General features: G+C 72.8%; 18 protein-coding genes. 11 read left to right on the forward strand and 7 right to left on the reverse strand.

Going from position 1 to position 16,890, the window contains the following annotated elements:
* Positions 1 to 94 precede the first annotated feature (94 nt).
* The 3 genes from ACZ3X1_RS08375 to ACZ3X1_RS08385 form a co-directional block, all read right to left on the reverse strand.
* The gene (locus ACZ3X1_RS08375) at positions 95 to 742 is read right to left on the reverse strand and encodes a DUF5063 domain-containing protein (RefSeq protein WP_356811636.1); all 648 of its coding nucleotides are present in this window, start codon (positions 740 to 742) and stop codon (positions 95 to 97) included.
* Positions 735 to 1,334: a recombination mediator RecR gene (recR, locus tag ACZ3X1_RS08380; protein WP_352335362.1), complete on the reverse strand. Its 600-nt coding sequence runs from the start codon at positions 1,332 to 1,334 to the stop codon at positions 735 to 737. Before recR ends, ACZ3X1_RS08375 begins: the two co-directional genes overlap by 8 nt.
* A 63-nt stretch (positions 1,335 to 1,397) precedes the next feature.
* A complete protein-coding gene (locus ACZ3X1_RS08385; RefSeq protein WP_078628190.1) occupies positions 1,398 to 1,742 on the reverse strand; it encodes a YbaB/EbfC family nucleoid-associated protein in 345 nt (114 codons plus the stop codon).
* Between the two features lie 290 nt (positions 1,743 to 2,032).
* Between ACZ3X1_RS08385 and ACZ3X1_RS08390 the strand changes: the two genes are divergently transcribed.
* Positions 2,033 to 2,779 carry an SLATT domain-containing protein gene (locus ACZ3X1_RS08390; protein ID WP_030817469.1) on the forward strand — a complete coding sequence of 249 codons (747 nt, stop codon included), beginning with the start codon at positions 2,033 to 2,035 and terminating at the stop codon, positions 2,777 to 2,779.
* Positions 2,780 to 2,910: 131 nt separating this feature from the next.
* Here ACZ3X1_RS08390 and ACZ3X1_RS08395 read toward each other — a convergent pair whose 3' ends face one another.
* The 3 genes from ACZ3X1_RS08395 to ACZ3X1_RS08405 form a co-directional block, all read right to left on the reverse strand.
* Positions 2,911 to 3,552 carry a hypothetical protein gene (locus ACZ3X1_RS08395; protein ID WP_467277882.1) on the reverse strand — a complete coding sequence of 214 codons (642 nt, stop codon included), beginning with the start codon at positions 3,550 to 3,552 and terminating at the stop codon, positions 2,911 to 2,913.
* A gap of 104 nt (positions 3,553 to 3,656) precedes the next feature.
* A complete protein-coding gene (locus ACZ3X1_RS08400) occupies positions 3,657 to 4,322 on the reverse strand; it encodes a GntR family transcriptional regulator (RefSeq protein ID WP_356811633.1) in 666 nt (221 codons plus the stop codon).
* A gap of 156 nt (positions 4,323 to 4,478) precedes the next feature.
* Positions 4,479 to 5,837: an aminotransferase class III-fold pyridoxal phosphate-dependent enzyme gene (locus ACZ3X1_RS08405; protein ID WP_467277886.1), complete on the reverse strand. Its 1,359-nt coding sequence runs from the start codon at positions 5,835 to 5,837 to the stop codon at positions 4,479 to 4,481.
* Between the two features lie 312 nt (positions 5,838 to 6,149).
* Here ACZ3X1_RS08405 and ACZ3X1_RS08410 point away from each other — a divergent pair, with 312 nt between their 5' ends.
* The 4 genes from ACZ3X1_RS08410 (at position 6,150) to ACZ3X1_RS08425 (ending at position 9,579) form a co-directional block, all read left to right on the forward strand.
* On the forward strand, positions 6,150 to 6,782 hold the full coding sequence (locus tag ACZ3X1_RS08410) for a DJ-1/PfpI family protein (RefSeq protein ID WP_356811631.1): 633 nt from the start codon (positions 6,150 to 6,152) through the stop codon (positions 6,780 to 6,782).
* Positions 6,775 to 7,320 (forward strand): MarR family winged helix-turn-helix transcriptional regulator, encoded by a 546-nt coding sequence (locus ACZ3X1_RS08415; RefSeq protein WP_467277889.1) that lies wholly within the window; start codon positions 6,775 to 6,777, stop codon positions 7,318 to 7,320. Before ACZ3X1_RS08410 ends, ACZ3X1_RS08415 begins: the two co-directional genes overlap by 8 nt.
* A 211-nt stretch (positions 7,321 to 7,531) precedes the next feature.
* Complete coding sequence (locus ACZ3X1_RS08420; RefSeq protein ID WP_467277892.1) at positions 7,532 to 9,109, forward strand: serine/threonine-protein kinase; 1,578 nt, start codon at positions 7,532 to 7,534, stop codon at positions 9,107 to 9,109.
* Between the two features lie 98 nt (positions 9,110 to 9,207).
* On the forward strand, positions 9,208 to 9,579 hold the full coding sequence (locus ACZ3X1_RS08425; protein WP_362627032.1) for a nuclear transport factor 2 family protein: 372 nt from the start codon (positions 9,208 to 9,210) through the stop codon (positions 9,577 to 9,579).
* A 190-nt stretch (positions 9,580 to 9,769) separates the two neighbouring features.
* Here the strand turns inward: ACZ3X1_RS08425 and ACZ3X1_RS08430 are convergent, their stop codons facing one another.
* Positions 9,770 to 10,261: an HIT family protein gene (locus ACZ3X1_RS08430; protein ID WP_356811627.1), complete on the reverse strand. Its 492-nt coding sequence runs from the start codon at positions 10,259 to 10,261 to the stop codon at positions 9,770 to 9,772.
* 216 nt (positions 10,262 to 10,477) lie between these two features.
* Between ACZ3X1_RS08430 and ACZ3X1_RS08435 the strand changes: the two genes are divergently transcribed.
* The 6 genes from ACZ3X1_RS08435 to ACZ3X1_RS08460 all read left to right on the forward strand — a co-directional run bounded on the left by ACZ3X1_RS08435 (position 10,478) and on the right by ACZ3X1_RS08460 (position 16,820).
* Positions 10,478 to 11,533, forward strand: coding sequence for an alpha/beta hydrolase (locus ACZ3X1_RS08435; RefSeq protein ID WP_467277896.1), 1,056 nt, complete (start codon positions 10,478 to 10,480; stop codon positions 11,531 to 11,533).
* Positions 11,526 to 12,716 carry an acyltransferase family protein gene (locus tag ACZ3X1_RS08440; RefSeq protein ID WP_467277898.1) on the forward strand — a complete coding sequence of 397 codons (1,191 nt, stop codon included), beginning with the start codon at positions 11,526 to 11,528 and terminating at the stop codon, positions 12,714 to 12,716. The genes ACZ3X1_RS08435 and ACZ3X1_RS08440 overlap by 8 nt, the downstream gene beginning before the upstream one ends.
* A gap of 130 nt (positions 12,717 to 12,846) precedes the next feature.
* Entirely contained in the window at positions 12,847 to 14,070 is a 1,224-nt protein-coding gene (locus ACZ3X1_RS08445) for a sensor histidine kinase (protein WP_467277900.1), read from the forward strand.
* A complete protein-coding gene (locus ACZ3X1_RS08450; RefSeq protein ID WP_030817459.1) occupies positions 14,067 to 14,738 on the forward strand; it encodes a response regulator in 672 nt (223 codons plus the stop codon). Before ACZ3X1_RS08445 ends, ACZ3X1_RS08450 begins: the two co-directional genes overlap by 4 nt.
* Before the next feature lie 88 nt (positions 14,739 to 14,826).
* Positions 14,827 to 16,164, forward strand: a complete 1,338-nt coding sequence (locus tag ACZ3X1_RS08455) for a sensor histidine kinase (RefSeq protein WP_467277904.1) — start codon at positions 14,827 to 14,829, stop codon at positions 16,162 to 16,164.
* Positions 16,161 to 16,820 (forward strand): response regulator transcription factor, encoded by a 660-nt coding sequence (locus ACZ3X1_RS08460; RefSeq protein ID WP_356811622.1) that lies wholly within the window; start codon positions 16,161 to 16,163, stop codon positions 16,818 to 16,820. Before ACZ3X1_RS08455 ends, ACZ3X1_RS08460 begins: the two co-directional genes overlap by 4 nt.
* Positions 16,821 to 16,890 lie beyond the last annotated feature (70 nt).

Below are 16,890 nucleotides of genomic sequence, written 5' to 3' on the forward strand. Positions count from 1 at the left end.
CCCGGGATCCGACCGCCTCGTACCGCATCATGAGACGAAAAGATCAAAATCCCGGTTCCCGTGCCGCCGGCATCGGCGCCGGCGGGCCAGCGGGTCATGCACGGCCCAGGCCGCCGAGCTCCTCCGCCATCACCTGTCCGGCCTGCTCCGCCAGGTCGTCCTCGGTGATGTCCTCGTCCGTGTCCAGGCCGTCCAGGGCGGCCAGCGGCTGGTCCAGCCGCACGTGCGCGATCAGCGACTGGAGGGCGCGCAGGGTCGCCGAGGCCGTTGGGCCCCAGTTGGTGAAGTAGGAGAACTGCCACCACCACAGCGCCTCGGTGATCCGGCCGGCCTGGTGGTGGATGAGGCCGTGCCGCAGGTCGGCGACGACGTCCGCCAGGTCGTCGGAGATCCGGTGCGCGACCGGGGCCTTGCGCGGCTCGTAGGGGTCGAAGACCTCCGAGTACACGTCGACCGGCTCCAGCATGTACGCGAACCGTTCGCGCAGCTCGTCGACGTCCGGCTCCGGGCCCAGGTCGGGCTCGTAGCGCTCGTCGGGCAGCACGTCCTGGTACGCGCCCAGCCGGCCGCCCGCGAGCAGCAGCTGCGACACCTCCAGGAGGAGGAAGGGCACCGCGCTGTCCGGGTCCTCACCCTTGGCCACCTCGGTGACCGCGACGATGAACGACTCGATCTGGTCGGCGATCGAGGCGGCGAAGTCGTCCGGGTCCTGGCCGAGTGCGTGCAGCGTTGCGTCAGACATCGAGAAGTCGCCTTCCTTCAAAGGCCCGCCCCAGCGTGACCTCGTCCGCGTACTCCAGGTCTCCCCCGACGGGGAGCCCGCTGGCCAGGCGGGTGACCTTCAGGCCCATGGGCTTGATCATGCGGGCGAGGTAGGTGGCGGTCGCCTCGCCCTCCAGGTTCGGGTCGGTGGCCAGGATCAGCTCGGTCACCTCGCCGTCCGCCAGGCGCGCCAGCAGCTCGCGGATGCGCAGGTCGTCCGGACCGACGCCCTCGATCGGGCTGATCGCGCCGCCGAGGACGTGGTACTTCCCGCGGAACTCGCGGGTCCGCTCGATCGCGACCACGTCCTTCGGCTCCTCGACGACACAGATGACCGTCGGGTCCCGGCGCGGGTCGCGGCAGATGCCGCACCGCTCCTCCTGGGCCACGTTCCCGCACACGGCGCAGAAGCGGACCTTGTCCTTGACCTCCAGCAGCGCGTGCGCGAGGCGGCGGACGTCGGTGGGCTCGGCCTGCAGGATGTGGAAGGCGATCCGCTGCGCGCTCTTGGGCCCGACGCCGGGCAGCCTGCCCAGTTCGTCGATCAGGTCCTGGACCACGCCTTCGTACAACGGACTGCCTTCTTTCGTCGGATGGGATCGGATGGAGAGGAACGGGAACGCAGGAGGGTACTGCTAGAACGGCAGCCCGGGAATGCCGCTGCCACCGCCCAGCCCCTGCGCGAGGGGGCCCAGCTTCTGCTGCTGGAGCGCCTGGGCGTTCTCGTTGGCGGCCTGGACCGCCGCGACCACGAGGTCGGCGAGCGTTTCCGTGTCCTGCGGGTCCACGGCCTTCGGGTCGATCACCAGCGCGCGCAGCTCACCGGAGCCCGTGACGGTCGCCTTGACCAGGCCGCCGCCGGCCTGGCCCTCGACCTCGGTCCGCGCCAGTTCCTCCTGGGCCGCGGCGAGGTCCTGTTGCATCTTCTGGGCCTGCTGGAGCAGCTGCTGCATGTTGGGCTGGCCACCACCGGGAATCACAGGGCACTCACTTCCGTACGTCGGTACCGTCGGGACCTTCGCGGCTCCGAGACCTTCGGAACGCTTGGTCAATCCGAGCCTACGTGCTCCCCGCGCGGCGCGCCCTACGCCGTGAGGACCAACTCTTTCGAGTGAGAGTCGGGGCGTACGCGTACCTGATGGAGACCTCCTTGCGAGCGGAAATCGCGGGATTCGTTGTCCATCGCCCGTCATTCGAAGGTAGGAAGAGCATGCGCATCATTGCGCACACGCGCACCACCACACGTCAGCGCAGGCAGAGGGAGTGCCGGGTGAGCCAGCCGGAGATGCAGCCCGAGGGGCCACCCCGGGATCCCCGGGAGGAAGGCGGCGGACCGATGGCGGCGGGCGATCTGACCGGTCGGCCCTTCCCTCTCGGGGACTGGGGGGAGCCCGCCGAGCGGCTCGACGAGCTCTACCGGCGGGTCGAGGCCGACGCGCTGCGCACCGCCGAGTGGTACCTGTCGGACCGGGCGTGGAAGCGCCGCGGGGCGCGCGTCCTGCGCGTCGGGGCGGCCCTGGGGGCCGTCACCGGCGCCGCGATGCCGGTGCTGGAGCTGACGGGCTCGGCGCCGGGCGGGTCGACGTACGGGTACCTGGCGCTGCTGCTGGGCGCGGCCGCGCTGGCCTGCGACCGGTTCTTCGGGCTGACGTCCGGGTGGATGCGGGACGTGGCCACCGCCCAGGCGGTGCAGCGCAGGCTCCAGACCCTCCAGTTCGACTGGGCGTCGGAGAACGTCCGCGAGGTCCTCGGCCCCACCGAGGGCACCGCCAGCGAGGCCGCCGAGCGGTGCCTGACCGTGCTGCGCCGCTTCTCCGAGGACATCACGGAGCTGGTGCGGTCGGAGACGGCGGACTGGATGGTGGAGTTCCGGTCCGGGCCTGCGCCGCTGGTGATGCAGTCGCTGGGGGCCTCCGGGGCCCGCGCGGACGCGTACGTCCCGCCGGCCCGCTTCCCGCTGCCGCCGGGCACCCGCCCGAACATGCCGCGCCAGCGGCCGCCCGAGCAGCCGCGCTGATCCCGCCGAGGGGGCCGGACCGGTACCGCCGAGGGGGCGGGGCCGGACCCGCCGAGGGGGCGGGGCCGGTACCGCCGAGGGGGCGGGGCCGGTACCGCCGAGGGGGCGGGCCGGACCGCCCCGACCACCGGTCAGCTGAAGATGATCATCGAGCCCTGTCCGAGACTGCGCGTCGCCGCCGCGTGCAGTCCCAGCCAGACGTGCCGCTCACGGGCGAAGGGGCTGCCGTCGTACGGGATCGGTCCCGCCGGCTCCTCCAGTGACGTCGGCCGCCCCGGCGGCGCGGGCGGGTTCCCCGGGTCTATCCCGATGGCGGGGGCGACGAACAGCAGCTCCCGCAGCAGCCCCTGCGCGGACCCCAGCGGCCCGCCTCCGGCCAGCAGCTCCTCGTTCGCCAGCGGCGCCGCGAAGTCGACCGGCACGTACGCGCCCGCGTGGTCGTAGTGCCACACCAGGTGCGACTGCTGCGCGGTGGGTTCGAACATCTCCAGCAGCTGTTCGTAGTCCCCGCCCAGCTCGTCCACCGGGGTCACCGGCAGGCCGCAGAGCTGGAGCAGGTAGGCCCGTCTCAGGAAATGCAGGGCGTCGTAGTCGAAACCGGCGACCGGGGCGACGTCCCCGCTCAGACCCGGCATGTACGCGAACACGGGCACGGACGGGAGTCCGGCCTCACCCAGTGCCCTGTCGTACGAGGCGATCTCTTCCGCGAAGGGGTTGTCGGGGCTGTGGCACAGCACGTCGACAAGGGGGACCAGCCACAGGTCACAGGCCACTCGGCCTCCGATCAGTCGTTGTCGCCGATGCGGCCAGCGTAGTGTGCCGGACACCCTCCGCGAAGGGGTGCGCAGAACTACGGGAGGCCGGACCCCCGCCGGGTTCAGAGCCGGGCGGCCCAGGCCAGCGCGTGCTCGTTGTAGCCCTGCACGATGCGGCGTACCGCGTCGGCGTCCGCCAGCGTCACGGCGTCCACCAGAGCGCTGTGCCCGTCCCAGAGCGCTTCCCGCAGCTGCTCCTCGCGCTGGAGGTGGGGGACGGCGAAGACCCAGCACTGCACGCGGATGCGGTGCAGGAACTCGGTGATGTAGGGGTTGGCCACCAGCCCGCTCAGTTCCCGCCAGAAGCGCAGGTCGTAGCCGATCAGCACTTCCAGGGAGCCGCTCTCGGCCGCCCTGCGCGCCTCCTCGCCCCGGCGGCGCACCGACACCAGCATCTCGCCGGAGCCGGGGGCGGTGCCCCGCTCCGCGAGCCGGCGGAAGATGCCGTCCACGACCAGTGCACGGGCCTCGATCATTCCGCGGAAGTCGTCGACCGTGAGGATCCGCACACGGAAGCCCCGGTGCTGGACCAGTTCGAGGAGCCCCTGGGCGGAGAGGTCCACGAGCGCCTCGCGCACCGGGGTGGCGGAGACCTCGTACTGCTCGGCTATCTGCTTGACGGTGAACTCGGTCCCCGGAGGCAGGCGTCCCGCGAGCACCTCGTCACGCAGCGCGTCCGCGATCTGCTGGCGAAGTGTGTTGCGGGTGACAGCGCCGCTGCCTGGCATAGGGGTCCGTCTCCTGTCGTAGAGCTCCGGACACCATAGGCCAGACAGCGAGGCCGAAACCGGGCGGTTGGTGGTGGTTATGTGTGGATCCGACCCGCTGTGAAGACGAGAATCACACCGGCGCGAACCGGCCACCGCCACACCACCGCCCTCCGGTTACGCGGTGGTGTGGCGGTCGGCGACCGTCAGCGCCTCGTCCAGCAGGGCCAGGCCCTCCTTCGCCTCCGCCTCCGTGACGGTGCAGGGGGGGACCACGTGAGTGCGGTTCATGTTGACGAAGGGCCACAGGCCGGACGCCTTGCAGGCCGCCGCGAACTCGGCCATCGGGGCGTTGTCCGCACCGGCCGCGTTGTACGGGACGAGCGGCTCGCGCGTCTCCTTGTCCCGTACGAGCTCCAGCGCCCAGAAGGCACCGAGGCCGCGGACCTCGCCGACCGAGGGATGGCGCTCGGCGAGCTCGGCGAGCGCCGGGCCGATCACGTTCTCGCCGAGGTGTGCGGCGTGCGCGACGACGCCGTCCTCCTCCATCGCGGTGATCGTCGCGACCGCGGCGGCGCAGGCCAGGGGGTGGCCGGAGTACGTCAGTCCGCCGGGGTAGGGGCGGGTGGCGAAGGTCTCGGCGATGGCGGCCGAGATGGCGACGCCGCCGAGCGGCACGTAGCCGCTGTTGACGCCCTTGGCGAAGGTGATCAGGTCGGGGGTGACGTCCCAGTGGTCGGCCGCGAACCACTTGCCGGTCCGGCCGAAGCCGGCCATGACCTCGTCGAGGACGAAGACGATGCCGTGGCGGTCGCAGAGCTCGCGGACGCCCGCGAGGTAGCCGGCGGGCGGGACCATGATGCCGGCGGTCCCGGGGACGGTCTCCAGGATGATCGCCGCGATCGACTGCGGGCCCTCGAAGGCGATGGTGTCGGCGAGGTGGGCGAGGGCGCGCTCGCACTCCTCGGCCTCGGTGGTCGCGTGGAAGGCGGAGCGGTAGAGGTACGGGCCCCAGAAGTGCACGACGCCGGCGGCGGCCGTGTCGGACGGCCAGCGGCGCGGGTCGCCGGTCAGGTTGATCGCGGCGGCGGTGGCGCCGTGGTACGAGCGGTAGGTGGAGAGCACCTTGGCGCGGCCCGTGTGCAGACGGGCCATGCGGACGGCGTTCTCCACGGCCTCGGCGCCGCCGTTGGTGAAGAAGACCTTGTCCAGGTCTCCGGGGGTCCGCTCGGCGATGAGGCGCGCGGCCTCGGAGCGGACGTCGACGGCGAAGCCGGGCGCGAGGGTGCAGAGCCGGGCGGCCTGCTCCTGGATCGCGGCGACGACCTTGGGGTGCTGGTGACCGATGTTGGTGTTCACCAGCTGGGAGGAGAAGTCCAGGTAGCGCTTGCCCTCGTAGTCCCAGAAGTAGGAGCCCTCGGCCCCCGCGACGGCGAGCGGGTCGATCAGGGCCTGGGCGGACCAGGAATGGAAGACGTGCTTCCGGTCTGCGTCCTTCACGGCGGCAAGGGTGTGCGGGGTGACATGAGGGGTCATGGCGACACGCTAGAAGTGCGCAGGTGGGGAGGGATATCGGCGGACTGTATGGGGGTGGCGGGCCGGTCTCGGCAGTCTGTCTGCACCTCTGGAGGACCCGCTCCCAGTATTGACAGCATCCTGTCGACATGACAGTCTCTTGTCATAGGCGCTTTTCGTGGAAGGGCCGGTACGGACGGTCTCGCGCCACGCACCGCGAGCACCCGCGGCCACTCGGCCGCCGCCGACCGTTTGGGCCCCGCCCGGGCCCGCGCCGGGCCCACCGCGAGCGCCGCAGGCACCTGGCACCACCGACGCTGGAGGCGACACACCATGAGCGAGACCGCAGCACGCAAGCCCGTCCACCTCGCGGTCTACGACACGTACGCGGACTGGGAGACCGGCCACACCACCGCACACCTCACCCAGCGCGGCCACGTGGTGCGGACGGTCGGCTTCACCGCCGGAGCGCCCGTCACCACCATGGGCGGCATCCGCATCCAGCCTGACCTGGGGCTCGCCGATCTGCGACCGGAGGACTCCTCGCTGCTGATCCTCACCGGCGCCTCCTTGTGGGACACGGGCGACGAACTGGCGCCCTTCGCGGCGAAGGCCCGGGAGTTCCTGGCTGCCGGGGTACCGGTCGCGGCGATCTGCGGGGCCACCGCCGGCCTCGCCCGCGAGGGGCTGCTGGACGACCGCGCCCACACCAGCGGGGTCTCCTTCTACCTGGCGGAACAGCCGGGCTACGGCGGCGCCGAGAACTACGTCGAGGCCGACGCGGTGACCGACGGGGACCTCATCACGGCGGGCCCGACCGAGCCGGTCGCCTTCGCCCGCGAGGTCTTCGCCCGCCTGGACGTCTACAAGCCTGACGTCCTGGACGCCTGGTACGGGCTCTTCCACGACTCGGACGCGAGCGCCTACCCGGTCCTCATGGCGGCATCGGCGGCGGGCGATGCTTGAGCCCCTGTCGCCGCCCGGGTCGACCCGGACCCGGCAGGACCTGCTGAGCCGCACCGCGCTCGGGGTGTTCCGGCTGAACGGCCAGTTCCTCTCCCTCTCCGAGGAGCTGGCACGGCCCGCCGGGCTGACCGCCGCCTGGTGGCAGGTGCTGGGAGCGGTGCTGCGGGAGCCGCTGCCCGTCGCGGGCATCGCCCGGAGCATGGGGATCACCCGGCAGAGCGTGCAGCGCATCGCGGACCTGCTCGTCGCCAAGGGCCTCGCGCAGTACGCGCCGAACCCCGCGCACCGGCGGGCGAAGCTGCTGCGTCCGACGGAGGAGGGCCGCGCGGCGGTGGACCGGATCGGCCCGGGCCACTCGGCGATGGCCGCCCGCCTCGCGGCGGAGCTGGGTGACACCGCCTTCGCGGAGACGGTCCGGGTCCTGGAGCGCCTCGCCGCGGCGCTGGACACCCTGCCCGCACCGCGCGATTCGTCGAATCCGGCCGATCCGGCAGATCCCGCCGATCCCGCCGATCCCGCCGATCCCGCCGATCCGTAGGGTCGGGCCGATCCGGCCTGGGGCACGGCTTTTCGGATCCTGCCCGGCCCGAGCCTTCAGGGGCCGAGCTTCAGGGGCCGGAGCTTGCGGGGTCTGAGCCTTTCCGGGGTTCGGGCCGCCGGCGGGGGCCGCGGGGAGGCAACCGGCGGGCGCCCGCGGCCGTCCTTCCCAGCGGAGGCTGTTCGGCCAGCAGGGGGAGGACCACCCGGCCATGGAACAACTGCATCCGCACGACCCGCACCGCATCGGCCCCTACCGCCTGCTCTCACGGCTCAGCGCCGGAGGGATGGGCCAGGTCTACCTCGCCCGCTCCGACCGCGGCCGCACCGTCGCCGTCAAGCTCGTCCACCACGGGCTCGCCGCCCGCGAGGAGTTCCGCATCCGGTTCCGCCAAGAGGTCTCGGCTGCCCGCCGGGTCGGCGGCGAGTGGACCGCCCCGGTCCTCGACGCCGACACCGAGGCGCCGACCCCCTGGTTCGCCACCGGCTACGTCGCGGGGCCGAGCCTGCGCCGGGTCGTGGCCCACGACTTCGGGCCGCTGCCGGACCGATCGCTGCGGATCCTGGCCGCCGGCCTCGCGCACGCACTCCTGGACATCCACCGCGCCGGCATCGTCCACCGCGACCTGAAGCCCTCGAACGTGCTGATCACCCTCGACGGGCCCCGCGTCATCGACTTCGGCATCGCCCGCGCCCCCACCGGGTACGACGCCGGCCTGACGCGGGCCGGCGAAATCATCGGCTCCCCCGGCTTCATGGCCCCCGAGCAGATCCGCGGCGAGCCGGTGACCGCCGCGTGCGACGTGTTCTGCCTCGGCGCGGTCCTCGCGTACGCGGCTACCGGGCGGCTGCCCTTCGGGGACGCGGAGCAGCCCGGCGGCCTTCCGGCACTCCTGCTGCGCAGCACCGAGGCGGAACCTGACCTGTCCGGCGTACCGGCCGAGCTGCTCGGCCTCGTACGGGACTGCCTGCACCGGGATCCCGGCGCGCGGCCCGGGCCCGCCGAGGTGCTGGCCCGGGTCGGCGCCGGCGACACCGTGGCCGACGGGAGGGCCCTGGAGCCCTGGCTGCCGGCCCCGCTGGTGGCCCGGCTCGGGCGGCACGCCGTACAGCTGCTGGACCGTGAGGACGCCGGGCCGGACCGTGCGGAGCCGGCGCCGCCTCCGCTGCCGCCCTCCTACTCCGCGTACCCGCCGCTGGAACCGGAACCTCCGCCCCGGCCCTGGACGGCGTCCACCGCCCTGCTCCTCGCGGTCGCCGCGGTCGTCGCGGCCCTGTCGGCCGGCACCGTGTACGCCGTCATGAGCGGGGCCGAGGACCCGCGACCGCCCGTCACGAGCCCCCGTACGCCGGCGACGACCGGCCCGGGCCCGGCCTCCGCTTCGGGTTCCACTTCGACTTCTGCTTCTGCTTCGACTTCTGCTTCTGCTTCCGCCTCGGCCATGGGGTCGGCGCCGTCCCCGGCGGCCGGCAGCCTGCCCGAGGCCTACGTCGGCACCTGGCAGGCCGTCCGCGGCAGCCAGACCTGGCGGCTCACCCTCGCGCCCGGCGGCGTCGGGGAACAGGTGATGTCCCTGGCCGTCCAGGACCCCGGATTCGCCTGCGCCTGGACCGCACCCCTGCGCAGCGCGCCCGATCCCGTGGACCTGGATGCCTCCACCGTCACCTCGGGCACGCCTCCGACCTGCACGTCGGGCGGGCGGAGCCGGCTCCGGCTGCTGCCCGACGGCGCCCTGCGCAGAGAGCTCGCGGGCATGGGCAGTCCCCCGCTCGACTACCGCAGGCAGTGACCGGCGCCGTTTGTGTCGAGGTCAATAAGCCTGCAGGCAAAGCTTGTTGGCTGTGACCCGGCTGCCGGACACTGCGGCACATGGAGCCGTTGAGGGTAGTGGCACGACTGTGGGAGCGGATCGAGGCACGCGACTGGGACGGCGTGGCCGGGCTCATCGCCGAGGACGCCGTCATCGAATGGCCCGTGAGCGGTGAGCGCATCGTCGGGCGCGCCAACTTCATCGCCGTGAACAGCGACGACGGCTACTCGGACGAGAAGCCCGTGCGAGTGCTGCGCATCCTGGCCGACGGGAACCACGTGGTCACCGAGGTGGAGATGCCCCAGGACCACGTCGTCTACCGGGCCGTCTCCCTGTGGACCGTGCACGAGGGGGAGATCGTGGAAGCGCGGGAGTACTGGACCAGCCCCGGCCAGGACCCCGCCCCCAGCTGGCGGGCGGGATACGTCGAACCCCTGGTGGCGGACTGAGCCGCGTGCTCTGCGCCCTCCTCGGCGCGACCGGGTCGCAGGCGGTGTCCCGCCGATCAGGCCGGGCTCGCGGCGCCGCCGACGGGGCGCATGCCCGGGGCGGGTGACGGCGGGGCGACGGGCGACGGGGGGCGTCCTGATCCGCTTCGGCGTGCGGGTCGCGACGACGTGACGGCCCGCCAGTAGCCGTTCAGGCCGTGGGCCCCGCCGCTCCGAGCCGGTCCAGCTCCTCGCCGATCGCGGCCCTCAGGGCGTCGTGGCGCGGACCCAGCGCGTGCCGCTCGCCGCGCCAGCACTCCTCCTCGTAGAGCCACACGGGCCGCCTGACGCGGTCCTCGGGTTCCCAGTCGTAGCGGGGCCAGACATGGGCGTGGAGGTAGGGGTCGGTGTTGCCGAGGATCTCGATGTTGACCCTGCGGAAGGCCGGGTCGAGCCGTACGCAGGCCCGCTCGACGGCCTCGGCCAGCCGCTCGGTGTCCGCGAGGTACGCGCCCCTGCGGCGCCGGGGCAGGTCCGAGAGCCGGGTCGCGGCCGGGTCGTCGGTCAGGAGTACCGAGTAGCCGGGGAGGAACTGCCGGTCCCCGATGACCGCGAAGCCGGCGGTGAGGCGGCGCAGGACGGTGGGGTTCACGCCGCGGTGCGCGCTGCCGATGCGGTCGCTGCGCCAGTCGTCGTCGCTCATTGGTGAACTCCAAGTGGCTCATGTCACCGTGGTGTTGGGCGATGGTGTGGCGCACGGTGAGGCGCGCGCTGTGCCTCTGAAGTATCCCCCGTCATACCCGGGAGCTACGTGCGAACACGGCTCTGCGGCGGGACGCCGACGAGGGGTCCCGGTTTCTAACTTCGGTGGGACAGGGGGGCGCTGACGGCCCTTCCGGGCGACCGAAGGAAGCACATCATGGCGACGGGCACGGCAGGGGCCGCGGGGGCGGCGGACGGGGTCGGCACGGGCGGGGTCAGCGCTGGCGGGGTCGGCGCGGGCGGGGCGGTGTTCAGCACCGGGAGGGCGAGGGTGCGTGGTGGGCGGCTGCGCCGCACGCTGCTGGCCTCGCTGGTCGCGACGGCCGTCGTCGTCCCCGTGTCGGCCGCCGCCTCCGCCAAGGCCCCCGCCCCGGCACCCGTCGTGTTCGCCGAGGACGCCTCGCCCCAAAGCCGTTATGCCGCCAACCGTGACAATCTCGCCGATGCGGTCCGGATGGCCCAGGACGCCGACCGCTCCGGCCGGGCCGGCCGACTTCGGGCCATGGCGGCGGGCGGCACGGCGCAGTTCCTCGCCTTCGACGGCAGCGGACGGGGCCGGGCCGTCGAGGTGTTCGGCGAGCTGGAGACCGCCGAACGGATCGCCGTCCTGGTGCCCGGCTCCGACACCACCCTCGATACGTACGAGAGGTTCCGGTCCGGGGCGGTGGCCCTCCAGCAGCGCCTGCAGGCGGGCGGTCCCCGTTCCGCCGTGGTCGCCTGGCTCGGGTACGACACCCCGGGCACGGTCAGTACGACCGTGCTGACCGCCGGCCGGGCCGAGGATGCGGCGGCCGAACTGGGGCCGTTTCTGGACCGGTTGCGGGACATGGCCGCGCCCGGCTCACGGCTGTCGCTGCTCTGCCACTCCTACGGCTCCGTCGTCTGCGCCCGGACCCCGACGGGGCCGGCGGTCGGCGACATGGTGTTCTTCGGCAGCCCGGGGACCGGGGCCGCTTCCGTCCGGGAGCTGCAGACCTCCGCCCGGGTCTGGGCCGGGCGGGGCGGCGCCGACTGGATAGCCGGTGTGCCGCACGTCCGGCTCGGCGGGATCGGCTTCGGCACCGACCCGGTCGACCCCGCCTTCGGGGCGCGGGCCTTCGACGCCGGCGCCGGGGGCCACAGCGACTACCTCAAGCCGGGCACCCGTTCCCTCGACGCCCTGGCCGCCATCGTCCTCGGTACCGCTCCCGCGCAGGAGGCCTCCCGTGCATGAACTCCGCGGCCGCTGGTCCGCTCTGGCGGCGGGCATCGACGCGGCCACGCCGGCCGGCCGGGACCGGGCCGTGGACGCGCTCCGGGCCCTGGCGATCCTCGGAGTGGTGCTCGGCCACTGGCTGGTCACCTCCCTGACCGCGGCCGACGGCGGTCTGCACGGCACCAGCCCGCTGGCCCGCCTGCCCTGGCTGGCGCCGGTGTCCTGGGTGTTCCAGACGCTGGCCGTCTTCTTCCTGGTCGGCGGCCATGTCGCCGCTGTTGGGTACGCCTCGGCGCGCGAGCGGGGAGTCTCGTACGGGGCTTGGATCGGGCAGCGGCTGGGCCGGCTGTTCCGGCCGGTCGCCGCGGTGCTCGTCCTGTGGACGGTCGTGGCGGGCGGGCTGCTCATCGGCGGCGCGGAGCTCGACACCGTACGGACGCTGGTCAAGCTGGTCCTGTCGCCGCTGTGGTTCCTGCTGGTGTTCGCCGCGCTCACCGCCGCGACCCCACTCGTGGCACGGCTCAGCCCGCTCTGGCCTGCCGCCGTGGTGGCCGGTGTCGACCTGTGGCGTTTCGGGCCGGGCGGGCCCGAGTGGATCGGCTGGGTCAATGTGGCCGCGGGCTGGCTCGTGCCCTTCACGCTGGGCGCCGCGTGGGCACGCGGAGCCCTCGCCCGGCGGGCTCGGCTCCGGCTCCTGGCCGGCGCCGGCGCCGCGGCCACCGCCGCGCTGATCCTGTGGGGCGGATACCCGGCGTCCATGGTGGGCGTGCCGGGAGCGGCGATCTCGAACCTGAACCCGCCGACCCTCGCCGCGGTCGCCTTCGGACTGGCCCAGTGCGGGCTGGCCCTGCTGGTCCGCGACCGGCTGGCCCGGCTCATGCGGCGGCCGGCGGCCTGGGCGAAGGTGACGCTGGTGAACCTGTCCGCCATGACGATCTTCCTGTGGCACCAGACCGCCATGATGGCCGTCACCGCCCTCGGGCTGTTGGTCTCGGCCGACCTGCCCGGCCTGCACACCGCGCCCGACTCGGTCGGCTGGATAGCGGCCCGGGTGTTGTGGCTGCCGGTGTTCGCTGCCGTGCTGGGGCTTTGTTGGGCGGCGTTCCGCGTCCACGAACAGGCGGGGCGCCCCCGCCCGGCCACGGTCACCGCCGCCTGCCGCGTCCCGAGCCCTTCCGCCAAGGAGACCACCCATGCCTAGGCTGGCCGATGTGAACGATCAGCGCGTGCCCCCGCCCGGGCCGAGAACCTCAGAAGCCGCCGCGGGAGCCGGGCCCCGTCTGTCGTTGGCCCTGGACCTGTTCACGCTGCGAAGTGATCCGCTCCCCAGGATGGGCGGGCCGCGGTGGCTCGCCCGGCTGCCGCACGTATTCGTCGCCTATGCCGCGGTGTTCTTCGGGTTCCTCACCACCGAGCAGCTCATGGACCACTACCACGTCAAGGGCGGCCCGCCGCTGGCCGTCGCGCTGCTGACCGCGCTGTCCATCTGGCTGGCGATGTTCCGCCCTGTCGCCGCCTGGTGGCTCGCTCTGCTCGCCGCGGGCTGGATCGCCTGGATGATCCACGACAACGTCGGGCAGGGCCAGACCTGGCCCTGGACGCCCGGCGGGATGTTCGCGTTCGCCCCCGTGCTGCTGCTGGTCGCCCTCCGGGTGCCGCCTCGGGTGACCATATGGGTCGTCGGCATCTCCATCGCCCTCACCGGGGCGGCCGAGCTGACGCTCCGTCCGGACGGGAGCCAGTTCTCCTCCATGGCGGCGACCGTCCTCTTCGGCTTCGTCGGGCTCCTCGGGTACGCGCTGCGCGCCCTGCGGCTGGCCCGTGGCGAACTGGTCGAGCAGGAGACCCTCACCGCGGAGGAGCGCGCACGGCGCACCGTGCTGGAGGAGCGCAGCCGCATCGCCCGTGAACTGCACGACGTCGTCGCGCACCACATGTCGGTGATCTCCATCCAGGCGCAGGTCGCCCCACACCTCGTGGACAACCCGTCCGAGGAACTCAAGGAGAACCTGACCGGCATCCGGGAGAACGCGCTGGAGGCCCTCACGGAGTTGCGGCGGGTACTGGGAGTGCTGCGCTCCGAACAGCCCGGGGATCCCGCTGCCCCGCAGCATCCGCAGCCGACCCTGGCCGAGTTGGACGGCCTCGTGGACAACGTAAGGGGTGCGGGGCTGGACGTCACCACCGCGGTCGCGGGCATCCGCCGGCCGCTGACGCCGGGCGTGGAACTCACCGCGTACCGGATCGTGCAGGAGGCCTTGAGCAACTGCCTGCGCCACGCGCCCGGTTCACAGGTGGAGGTCGGCGTCGCGTACGGGCCTCGCGAGCTGCACCTGTGCGTCGCCAACAGTGCGCCGACCCGGCCGGCCGCGCCCTCGCAGGGAGCGGGGCACGGGCTGCTGGGGATGCGGGAGCGGGCGGGCATGCTGGGGGGCGAACTGGTCGCGGGACCACGCCCCGACGGCGGGTACGAGGTCAGCGCCGTGCTCCCGATGGACGCCCAGGACCCGCCCGCCGGCCCCGGTACCGGCCCCGAGACGAAGAAGGCCCCATGAGCACCCCGATCAAGGTGATGATCGCCGACGACCAGATGATGGTGCGGCAGGGCTTCACCGTGCTTCTCAACGCCCAGCCCGACATAGAGGTCGTGGGGCAGGCGGTGGACGGGGCGGACGCCGTCGCGAAAGTCGCCGAGCTGGCCCCGGACGTGGTGCTGATGGACATCCGCATGCCCGGCATGGGCGGTATCGAGGCCACGTCCGTGATCACCCGTGTTCCCGACGCCGCGGTGAAGGTTCTCGTGCTGACCACCTTCGACCTCGACGAGTACGTGTACGAGGCGCTGCGGGCCGGGGCTTCCGGGTTCCTGCTGAAGGACGCCTCGGCCGATCAGCTCGCGGAGGCGGTACGGGTGGTGGCGGCCGGTGAGGCGCTGCTCTCGCCGAACATCACGAAGCGGCTGATCACGGAGTTCTCCCGGCTGGGCGCTCCCCGCGCGCCGTCGCGGGCCCGGATCGACGTGCTGACCGAGCGGGAGACCGAGGTGCTGTCGCTGATCGCCCAAGGCCTGTCGAACGCGGAGATCTCCGAGCACCTGGTCCTGGCCGAGCAGACGGTGAAGACCCACGTGAGTCGGATCCTGGTGAAGTTGGGGCTGCGGGACCGGACGCAGGCGGCGGTGTTCGCGTACGAGAGCGGTCTGATCCGTCCGACGGGCTACTGACGGACCCGTGTAGTACTTGAGAGGGACCCGGGGAAATCCCCATCAGCGGCGACGCGGACGAAGGCGGTACAGACCTACGGTTGTGTGCATGACCGAGACGACCACCGGGGGGACAGCCCGGACGCCTGAATTCCGACTGGCATCGGAGGTGATCGCGACCCTGCGCCAGGACCTCGTCACCGATGCCTTCGCCTACCGGCCGCTGCCCCTGGCGGGGGCACCGGGACGCTTCTCGCGGCGGCTCCCCGAGGGGATACGACGGTATGCGCCGTGGCGGCGGCATGCGGCGGTGGGCGTGCTGGCGTTCTTCGCCGTGCTGTTCACGACGGAAGGGCAGTCGAGCTACTTGGGCGATCTGGGTCAGCTCGTCATGGGGCTGATAGCCGCGGCTCCGGTCCTGATGACGCTTGTACGGCCGGTGGGCGCGTGGTGGGCGGCCGTCGCGATGACGGTGGTGCTGGCCGCCCTCGGCGGCGGCGCCAACTGGCCCTGGACCCCGGGCGCCTTCTTCTCCTACATCGCGGTCATGGTCCTCGTCACGCTGCGAACCGGCCCGCGGGTGGCGGCCTGGATGTGGGCGCTCACCCTCGCGCTGGGCACCGCGTTCTCCGTGGTGTTCAACGGCCAGTGGGGCTCGAACATGCCGGAGATGGCGGTGACCTCGGCGTTCGCTCTGGTGATCGCCGGCAGCATCCAGATACGCAGGCACGCCAAAGCGGAGGTGAGCGCGCAGCAGGAGGTCACGGCCGTCGAGCGGGACAAGCGGACGCTGCTGGAGGAGCGGACCACGATTGCGCGGGAGTTGCACGACGTGGTGGCGCACCACATGTCGGTGGTGGCGATCCAGGCGGAGGCCGCCCCGTACCGGGTGAAGAATCCGCCGCCGGAGCTGGAGGCGGCGTTCGTCACCATCCGGGAGAACGCGGTGGCGGCCCTGACGGAGCTGCGGCGGGTGCTGGGTGTGGTGCGCTCCGCGGACTACGAGGCTCCGGACGCCCCGCAGCCGACGCTGGCCTCGCTGGACGGGCTGTTGGCGAATGTGCGCGAGGCGGGGCTCAGCGTGGAGAAGACGGTCACGGGTGCGGTACGGGAGCTGCCGCAGGGCGTGGAGCTGTCGGCGTACCGGATCATCCAGGAGGCCCTGAGCAACACCCTGCGACACGCGCCGGGCGCGGCGGCCGGGGTGGAGGTGTCGTACGTGCTGGGCGGTCTGGGGATACGGGTCGTCAACGAGGCGCCGACCGGGGATGTTCGGCCCTCGGCGGGGGCCGGCCACGGGATCACCGGGATGCGGGAGCGGGTCGCCATGCTGGAGGGGCAGATGACGGCCGCGCGGACGGCATCGGGCGGGTACGAGGTCGCGGTGTTCATTCCGGTGCGCAACCGGGCCGAGCCGGTGCCGGAGTCGCAGGAAGGACCGGCATGACGATCAAGGTGCTGATCGTCGACGACCAGATGATGGTCCGCGAGGGGTTCTCCGTTCTGCTGAACGCCATGGACGGCATCGAGGTGGTGGGCGAGGCGGTCGACGGCCGGGAGGCCGTCGCGCAGGTGGCGGCGCTGCGGCCGGACGTGGTGCTGATGGACATACGGATGCCGCAGATGAACGGCCTGGAGGCGACACGGGAGATCGTGGCCGCGGACACGGACGCGAAGGTGCTGGTCCTGACGACCTTCGACCTCGACGAGTACGTGTACCAGGCGCTGCGGGCGGGGGCTTCCGGGTTCCTGCTGAAGGACGCTTCAGCCCGCCAGCTGGCGGACGGGGTGAGGGTGGTGGCGGCCGGTGAGGCCCTGCTGGCGCCTTCGGTGACCAAGCGGCTGATAGCGGAGTTCTCGAAGATCTCCGAGGCGCGCAGGCTGGCGGATCCGGCCGGGGTGGGTGAGCTGACGGAGCGTGAGACAGAGGTGCTGATCCTGATCGCGCAGGGCTTGTCCAACGCGGAGATAGCCGACCGGCTGATCGTCGCGGAGTCCACGATCAAGACCCATGTCAGCCGGATCCTGGTCAAGCTGGGCCTGCGGGACCGGACGCAGGCGGCGGTGTTCGCCTACGAGACCCGCCTGGTCACGCCGGCCTGACCCGGGGGGAGAGCCGGGGAGAGCCCCAGGAGGTGGCTCGCCGATCGCGCCGCGGGCCCGGCCTGGTCGA

It is taken from the genome of Streptomyces sp. NPDC023541 (genome assembly GCF_055559995.1).